This window comes from Microcoleus sp. N9_A1 (assembly GCF_036701795.1).
Taxonomy (GTDB): Bacteria; Cyanobacteriota; Cyanobacteriia; order Cyanobacteriales; family Microcoleaceae; genus Microcoleus.
Window position 1 is genome coordinate 1 of sequence record NZ_JAUBRI010000026.1, and the last position, 8,751, is coordinate 8,751.

Below are 8,751 nucleotides of genomic sequence, written 5' to 3' on the forward strand. Positions count from 1 at the left end.
ATGGTCTTCAACAGTTTGAAGCTATCTTCATTGGTTGGAAAACCGCTCTAGCTGGACTTGTGTGTACACGGTAGCTTAATAAGGGGGGGACAAGATTCTTCTCAAAGTCCCCCTTCTTAAGGGGGATTTAGGGGAATCGAGATATGTGCAACTTCACATTAAATTGGTATCAACAGTCAACAATCACAGATGGTGCAACCGGAATCCATCTAATTAATCTGCGTTAATCTGTGTTAATCTGTGTTAGTCTGCGGTCAAAAAAGAGAATTTATTCACCGCAGATGACAAGGGATTGACGCTGATTCACGCAGATGTCGAGAAGAGAGATAGGAATAATTCCGATGCTAAGAGATTTGATATAACGGGACTTACAGCGGTTCCCGCTGTTATGAGGTACAAATACCAAGATTAATTCGACTGAATTTGCGAATTCAAAACCTTAGAAATGCGATCGCGCGTTTCCTCCAAATGAGCCCGCGTATAAGCATCAGCATTCCGATCCAAATTCCGAATACTCTTGCTCAAACCCTCCCGCAACTGCCGCAACTCGTACCAAGCCAAACTCCGCGCATCCTCAGGAACATTCGTTTTTCGCAGCACCATTCCGATCAAAATCGCCAAATGTTCCCGCTGCAAAGAACGCCTAAAAGTCGAAACCTCCATCTTTTTATTTGTCGGCTGCAAAACCTCTTTCCAGATATCCTTTTGCACAGTATCCAACACTTCCGGCAACCTCAAAGCAGTTTCCGGCGCCGATTTTAACTCGGCATCCCGCAGCCTCGCCAGCCGCGTCGGAGATAGCAAAACTCGCAACACAAACCGCTGCAAAAAAGTAATTCGATCACCGATCGGGTAATCTAGAGGAAACACCAAAGCCGGACTTCCCCAGTGTTCCCAGCGCGACGGCGCCAATTTGTTGAGCAATTCCGGCGCAAAACTAAACGCATCCGGGGCAAAAACGTACTTCTCTAAAGTTGCCAAAGCTTCTCGCTGCTGAGAAAGTTCGATCGGCACAAACGGCAACTTCGCATTAGTATCACCGGGGCGAATCCGATTAAACGACTGTCCCCCGACGTACAAAGTAGCATTCATCACCTGCTGAACATAATATCCGAACACCGAATCAAACATCACCCGCAGTTCGTTATAACCATCTTCCCCAACCGGAATTCGCTTTTCCAAACGCTTCCACATCGCCCTAGCATTATCCAATTGCCATTGCGAATACCTCAGCATATTGGCGCTGAGATCAAAGCTATTTGCAGCCGGATCGAGAATATCAACAGAATCCTCATCCGGCGCGTAAGCTAATTGGGATTCCGCAGCGCGGCTGGCAATTTGTTGCAGCGCTGGTAAATCGCTGTTCGGGTTTACGCCGCCAATCACCTTGTAACCGTACTCGATCGCCCAATCGTCATAAGGCCCTACAATCCTTGGATAATAGTCGCCCTGCACAGTTCCCGGAGGTGCCAAATTAATCGGCATATAATCCATCACCGACGCAATCATACCTTGCGTGCGAGTTACCTGAGTATTGTTCAAATCCTCCGGTTGCAGCATGGTACTCCCGTGAAAATTGTGCCTCAAACCGAGAGTATGACCTACTTCGTGGGCAGTCAAAGATCGGATATATTCATTAACATAATTGTCAATCGCCCCACTGCTAGGCGCTGCATTTTCCAACAGATCCATCGACATTGCCCCGATCGCAAAATGTCGGCTCGATTCCAACCCAAAACACATATCCGAACTCGACATCAACCGCGATAAAGGATCTCGCTTTTGCTCTTGGTATCTTTCTACCAAAGTCGGCAAATCATCAGCAAGTCCACCTTGAGCATTTTCCCCGCTGCTTTTTCCTAAATCCCCATTTTCTAGAACATTCAAATAGCGAGAATACATCCCGAACTGACAGGGATTAGTATTAGAACCGTTTCGCCCTTGAAAGCTCTTAGATACCGAGCGATTTTGTTCCACCAAAGACCCATAGCCCTCTTTGAGTTGCCGGACAATATTAGCATCCAAAAGAATGTCAGCATCCAAAATTTCCCCCGTCAGCGGGTTAGTGCGAGACGGCCCGATGCCGGCAAACCTAGCCTCAAAAGAACTCGACCAGCGAATAGTATTGTAGCGAACGTCAGCGGGGTCCCATTTAGCATTGTCCGGCATTTGTTTGACCTGAATGGCCTCGGTAAAACCTGCCTTTTCAAAAGCTTTATTCCACTCCAAAACGCCCTCGCGAATTGCGTTTCGGTATTCCACAGGCACATTATTTTCAATCCAAAAGACGATCGGCTGCACCGGAGGCGACATCGGCGCCGTCGGGATTTGCTTTTGCAAATGCCAGCGATTGATATAGCGCACAAAAGGCTCCCGGCTGCTCTTGTCAGAAAAGTCCTTATATGCTGTGAGAAAATAGCCCACTCGCTCGTCTGCAAGTCTGGGGCGGTAGCCGTTATTTAGCGGCACTTCCGAGAAACTGTAGTGAATGCGGAGGTTAAAAGCCCGACTGTCAGGAATGGAAGGTAAATAGTTAACCGCACTGTCATTATCGCTCGAAAAACCGTAAATAGAAGCAATTTCTACATTCAGCGGAAACGCTTTAACATCTTTAAAATAAGACTTGTCTTCATCGATCGAGTAAGAAGCGCCCAAAATCATCGGCAAAATCGCTTTTACTCCTGGTAAATCGCGCTTTTCACTCATCAGCAAATCGCCTAAATCGATCAGCAGAGTTTGTCTTTCCGGATGAATGCTTTTGAGCGGCAAAGAATAGAGAATCGACTCGCTAAATGCCCTTTCCACCGAACCAGCTTGGGGGTCGCCCGGACTGGTGCGAAAATTGATATTTGGTATCACAAACTGCACGTTATTTTGGGTTCGGCGCAGTTGAAACAAGAAATCGCCGATCGGCATTCCGCTCAAAATGCCCGCTTCCCCCAAACCCGAAGCCAATGTGACGAAACACAGGAACTTTTTGTCTAGTTGTTGCGGTGTAATTTCCAGATAAACTTTATTAGTTGCTTGATTGCGGTAAAGGGTAAATAATCCCTCTAACTTTTGCGCGTCTTGGACAACCTGTTCAAAGGGTGCCAGAGTTTGCTGTTCGCTACTTTGTTCGTTGCTGGGCGCCGGAGATGATAAAGCTAAAGGTAAAAATAAACCTTTATACAAACTCCAACAGAAAAATGCTAAAGATAATATAAAAAATATCACAGGCAGATTTTTTCTGGCACTTTTTTTCTGTGTATTTTTACTATTTTCAGGAAATATCAATCTTTTCATTTTCAGTATTTAGCCGCAGGGAAGAATAGTTTTGAGATAGTCGCGCCCCACTTGCAAGGCTGGGCTCCTTTAATTTCTAAAATAACTCAAAACTCAAAAGTCAAAACTATTGTTTCGCCGGCCAGGGAATCATGGGATCTTGAGCCAACCGCTTAGAAACTGCAACAGCACCGTAACGGTTGAGGTGGCTGGGGTCGGAAAAAGATTCCCGCGCCTGGGGCCACAATAAACTTTTATCTAGGAAAATTAGTCCGCTTTGAGCTGCTAATTGTTGCATATATTGCCGGAATTGTTGTTCGTAACCTGTCCGCACCGGGTCTAAATAATCTTCAGTCAAAGGCATATTGACAAACACGAGATTGATGTTGCGAACCTTGGTAAATTCGATCAGATTTTTGAGTGCTACAGTTTGTTCGCCTATCAATTTAAAATCTTGATAGTCGGAGTCGTAGTAGCCAGATACTTTCGGGTGCTTCTGAAAGTAAGTATCGGGATTGAAGCGTATATCGATCGGCAAAAAGCCGTTTGGTTCAAACTCACTGGGTTGTTTACCTGCTGCTGTTGGCTGGGAATTTTCAGTGGTTTGTTGACCCAGGGCTGGGGTTTGGGGGTTCTCGGTTGCAACAGGGGCTGATGGATTGGCGATCGATCGCAAAAACGCTTTAAGCCGATCGCGATTTTTGTAAGTTGCAGAACTTTCCACCAACTTTTGACTCACCAATTGCTGAACGTTAGCTTGAGCTTGTTCCAAATTCTGCACCAATTCAGTGGCAGTCGCCACCGGATTTTTGGCGCTGGGATTCGATCCTTCGGCATCTAATTGAGTGGTGCGGATCAGAAAACTACCCCGGGACAATTGCCTGTAACCTTCCGAAGAAGCGATCGCGCTAAAAGTCAAATCCGGCCGCCCGCTGTTGAGAGCCCTCGCCCCATCCGCCAACACCAGCAATTTTGGCAGTTGTTGCGGCGGCAAAATCCGGCGGATGAGGGAATCTACAACCTGAAGAGTAGCTCCATTAACCCCAAAATTGTAAGCCCTCAGCCCCGGGTAGCCCGAAGCTGCCAAAGCTGTTTCCAAAACCGCCGGGTCGATGCCCCGCAGCGCCCTCGAACTACCGACAATTAAAATATCCGGCGGTTTTTTGTGCAGGTGGATGTACTCTTGATAGCGCGCTATCTGCTCGTCAAGCTGCTGGCTCCTCAAAGTCGGGAACACGGGTGCTGCAGAAACATCAGCTACAGGAATGCTAGTATTTCCCGGTTTCGTAAACCCTGAGCCATTGAAAGCCTCGAACCCGTTTGCTTCGGGCAACGGCTGCAACGGAATTTGAGGCAAATTCACCTCAGAAGAAGGGGGAACCGGGTCGGGGGTTTCGTTCGTTTCTGGGGCTGTAACGTCGCCCAAAGCCTTGGGGGAGGGATTTTGACAATTTTTGTCGCTGCAAACGGACGAGGCGCTAGGAGCTTGACTGACCGTCGCAGATTGCAGAAACAGACCCAGGAGCCAATCGGTATTGAAAGTCAGCAGACAGCCGGCGATCGCCCAAATCAAAGCGATGCTGGTGGCGCGATCGGCTCTCACGCCCCCGGGTTCGGCAGCATTTGTTGACAAACCATCGTTGGGAACAAACAAACCCGAAGCCAGAAGCGGTTGCACGGCAGCTTGAACTAACTGCTCGCCCAGATTGTATCCGGGGAGTCTGATTTTGAAGCGGGGCCGCCAGGAGTTGGGCACGGGCGCATCGAACACCAACTTCTCGCCCAAACCCGAAAAACTCCCATCCTCGGCCGGCGCAAACTCCGGCACTGGTTCCTTTTCCAAGACAGCCAGTTGCGAGGGAGCCGGTGCGGGTGCCGCCGCTGATTCCTCGTCAACCGCCGTTCTCAGGTCAATTGCGTAGCGCCACAGGGGCTGTTTCTGGCCGGCGCGGCGTCCGTAGACTCGCGCCCCTGCCACTCCCGGAATTTGTAACTGCCGCAATAATTTAGCCACCGGCGGCCCTACCTTCGACTGAGAAGGGCAAGTCAGAGCTTCTGTCATGACGTGCAGCACGTTGGCTTTTTGCAGCACGACAGCCCGAATCCCTCCTGTTTCCAGCTTGCGTCTGAGATTGGGGTTGAGCAACCTGTTCAATAAAAAAGTCAGAGCCAATTGGTCGCCCTCGACTGCCAGCGTTCTAGCGTTTGCAGCCAAGTCGGGGTGGTGGGCTGCAGGCAAGTCCACCCAGTCTATCCACACGGGGGACTCCGGCGCAGCCTGAGAGTCCTTGGCTGGTTCTACGCCGTAGATAGTAGCTGCGCGGATGCCTTGGGGCGCAAAGGAGGCTAACAAAGGGGCGATCGCGTCGGTGGTTTGCTGCTTGTCGGGATATTCTTGCCGTTTTGGCTTTTGTCCTTTTTTAGCAGTTTTGCTGCAAAACAGGTGGAGGGTTGCTTCTTTGAGGGTTGCCCGCACTTCGACTTTCGATGCAGCCAAGTGTTGATTTAGCAGTTTGGCGATCGACTGTACGTCTCCCCACCTGGCCCATTCCTTGAGAATTTTGTCCGGCGAAGTCAAATCCACCCGCAGCAGCCAGTCCGGCTTCGCTTCGCCGCTGACTTGGCTGGCGATCACGGCTTCCCGGAAATCCTCTAGTTGCAGTTTCCGCAGCCTGCCGGCGATGGGTTCGGCCAGCAATGAGGGGTCGGGGCTGTAAGCTGACTCGCACAGCACCAGCAGTCGGCGTTCTTTGGGCTTGATATTTTCCGGCCCATTCACCGGCAGGGTTTCTCGGCTACTTTTGAGTTCTTTTTCGCGAATGCTTACTTTCACCGAAACTCCCATCGGCCCGAGGATTTCGCTGAGATAGCTGGCGATCGCATCTGGATAGCCCCGGCGCGCCAACGTTTCCGGCGAAACCGTCAATGTTCCATCGCGATCGCCCTCGCCTGAGTCGGCTTCGGGGGATTGAATCAAAGCCACCGCGCCACGGTTCGCTTTCTGCTGGGGGGGAACGGCCCAAGCGAAAGCTTCCCGCGTCGCAGCAGCCGAAGTGTCGATCGTCACGGGGGAAGTTTCAAAAGCTTCTGGGTATTGAATGCGGGAGGCAATCGGCAGACTTTCGGCGTCAAAATCCAGTTCTTCCCGTACTTGTGGCGGGTGGGCTGCTGTTTCTACCGGTTTTGGTGTCTGTTTGAGTTTCTGATTGTCATTCTTAAATTTGCCGAAAAATCCGCCTCTTTTACGGCTTCCTGGCGGTTCGTCAGGGGAACTCGCTGGCGGCGGCACTTCGGCAACTTTTGGTTCCGGTTGCTGTGGCTGTTGCTGTCGCTTGGGACTGCTACAATCGAGCCGGACTGTCCAGTCATTTTGTCGGGAACCGATTTTGCGCCCACACAGAAACAACTGGTAAATTTTAGGTCGATCGGGCAGCAGTCGCGTTAAATCAGTGTGTTCGAGGGCGTTGGTAAATCTCGCCGTCACCAATTCTTGAGACGGACACTGCGCTGCTTCGCACAAAATGTGCAGGTGATTTCCCCGCAAACGCGCTTGTACTTGAACTTCGGGAAGCCCTAAAGCTTCTTGCGCCCACTGCGACGCGGCCGATCGATTGTCTGCCAATATGCTCCCGTTCGCATTCAACATGGGACTTTAAATTTCGTCAAGGCTGCTTTCGTCTTCTACAGATAGCACATTTCGTCCGTATTTTGGCATATATTAGGCTTCACTTAGGCGAAGTCATCAGTAATTGATCGTTAGTAATTATTAGGAATCGCACCACACTACATATGGTGTGTCTGCGTCCAGGACTGTATAACCTACGTTTCCAAAGCCTTTACTGTTGTTGCGATCGGTTTTTTCGTATTTTTGCTAACAAATTAAGTGACTTTTTATACGACGCCCGAAAAAAATAGTTTGGCGATCGCCAATCCAAAGTTGTCAAAAGCCCACAATTCGTAGCGTGACACTGAGCGGGTACGGAAGTAAGTTAAAGCTTCCATAAAATTTACTTCAAGATGGTGAAAACCGCTTGCGATCGATAAAAGTTATTGATATTCTCAAATGTATCGGTAGCAATAAAACAACCAAGTTATTGCCATCACATCAAATTTTTGTCAGCCTCGCTGGCAGGTTTTCACCTGTCGATATCGCAGCTGGCGTCCTCAATAAAAAAAAACAAATTTCAGCATCGTCTGGACTCGCTTTGTTTGCGATATTTTCAATATTAAAATCCTCAATTTCTGCATAATTTTAGTCACTTTTTTCATCAAAAAACCAAACTTTAAATCATGTCATTAATCGAAGCATCAACCCCCAAAACAACTGCCAATATTTCTCTCATTCCCGACATTGCAGAAGACTTGCCACTAGCAAATTCTACCAATGATTACTCTTATCCCCCGAAAAATCTTTTAACTGTTAACGAAACATCCTCCACAAACCCAGCGTTGAACTATTACAATCAAACAACCAAATCATCGATAAAAGCCCTGAAATATCTCCCCAACAAGCAGAGATAAATGCCTTCATCCTCAACCAAGATTCAACACCAACAACCAACAGCATTCCCGAAAAACCGCAAATATCCACCACTCAAACCGACGCAATCACAGGCAATACAGCCAAACCAGCAACTCAAAATAACATTTCTTTCGACTCCGGCATTTTCCAAGCAGACGAAACAGGTAAAATTGTGTTCGATTATCTATCAGACGGAGGCTCGTATCAAGGAGAACTAGCAATTATCAGCCTCACAGGAATGCAAGAATTTGTTCCCGATTCCCAAGCATTTATCAAAGAAGCAGCCAGACGCGCTTTAAGCAACTCCTCCCTCGGTTATATCGCCATTTCTGACAGTACAGAAGCAGCGAAATTCTCTAGTTTCGAGGGAGAAAACAACTTCAATATCGGGGAATACCGAGGAATCAAAACTTTTGCAATGACACCAGGAGATGAAATTGGTATCATCGTAGTTCCCAACGGCACAATACAAGAAGCGTACAATAATCCAGCGATTGGCGGCGACAAAAAGCCCTTATTCTCAATGGCGACAGCTAATTCCAGCGATGCTTTTCAACGGGGACAAATAGCCAGTGTTGTGAATGGTGGCAGTATATTTGTCATGGAAGATATGGGGATAGGAGAAGGGAGCGATGCTGATTACAATGATATCATATTTTCGCTCAAAGGTGCAACCCCTAAAGTCATTTCAATGGATGATGTAATTGCCAAAAACTCCGATTGGCGTACATCAGAGAAAGGCAAAGAATTGATAGCTGACGCTGCGCCAAAAACTGAGACTAAATTAGAAGACAAAAAAGCAGATACTACTTCTGCAACAAATCCTGTTGAAACAAAACCTGAAAATTCTCCAGCGACAGAAACTGAAAACCCGACAATTTCTGAAATTCCCAATTCCGATCCAAATTCTGCTGATCCAAAAACGGAAAACTCCTCTGCGACAGAAACTGAAAATCCGACTGTTT

General features: G+C 48.3%; 4 protein-coding genes. 2 read left to right on the forward strand and 2 right to left on the reverse strand.

The window, feature by feature from the left end:
- Nucleotides 1-408 precede the first annotated feature (408 nt).
- Together QUA58_RS14110 and QUA58_RS14115 are read right to left on the reverse strand one after the other, a co-directional pair.
- Nucleotides 409-3,285 (reverse strand): zinc-dependent metalloprotease, encoded by a 2,877-nt coding sequence (locus QUA58_RS14110; RefSeq protein ID WP_333394578.1) that lies wholly within the window; start codon nt 3,283-3,285, stop codon nt 409-411.
- 106 nt (nt 3,286-3,391) lie between these two features.
- Nucleotides 3,392-6,910, reverse strand: coding sequence for a hypothetical protein (locus tag QUA58_RS14115; protein WP_333394579.1), 3,519 nt, complete (start codon nt 6,908-6,910; stop codon nt 3,392-3,394).
- A 644-nt stretch (nt 6,911-7,554) separates the two neighbouring features.
- Here QUA58_RS14115 and QUA58_RS14120 point away from each other — a divergent pair.
- Nucleotides 7,555-7,785 (forward strand): hypothetical protein, encoded by a 231-nt coding sequence (locus tag QUA58_RS14120; protein WP_333251601.1) that lies wholly within the window; start codon nt 7,555-7,557, stop codon nt 7,783-7,785.
- Nucleotides 7,786-7,958: 173 nt separating this feature from the next.
- Nucleotides 7,959-8,751: DUF4114 domain-containing protein (locus tag QUA58_RS14125; protein WP_333394580.1), on the forward strand; the 793-nt coding region annotated here is incomplete at its 3' end.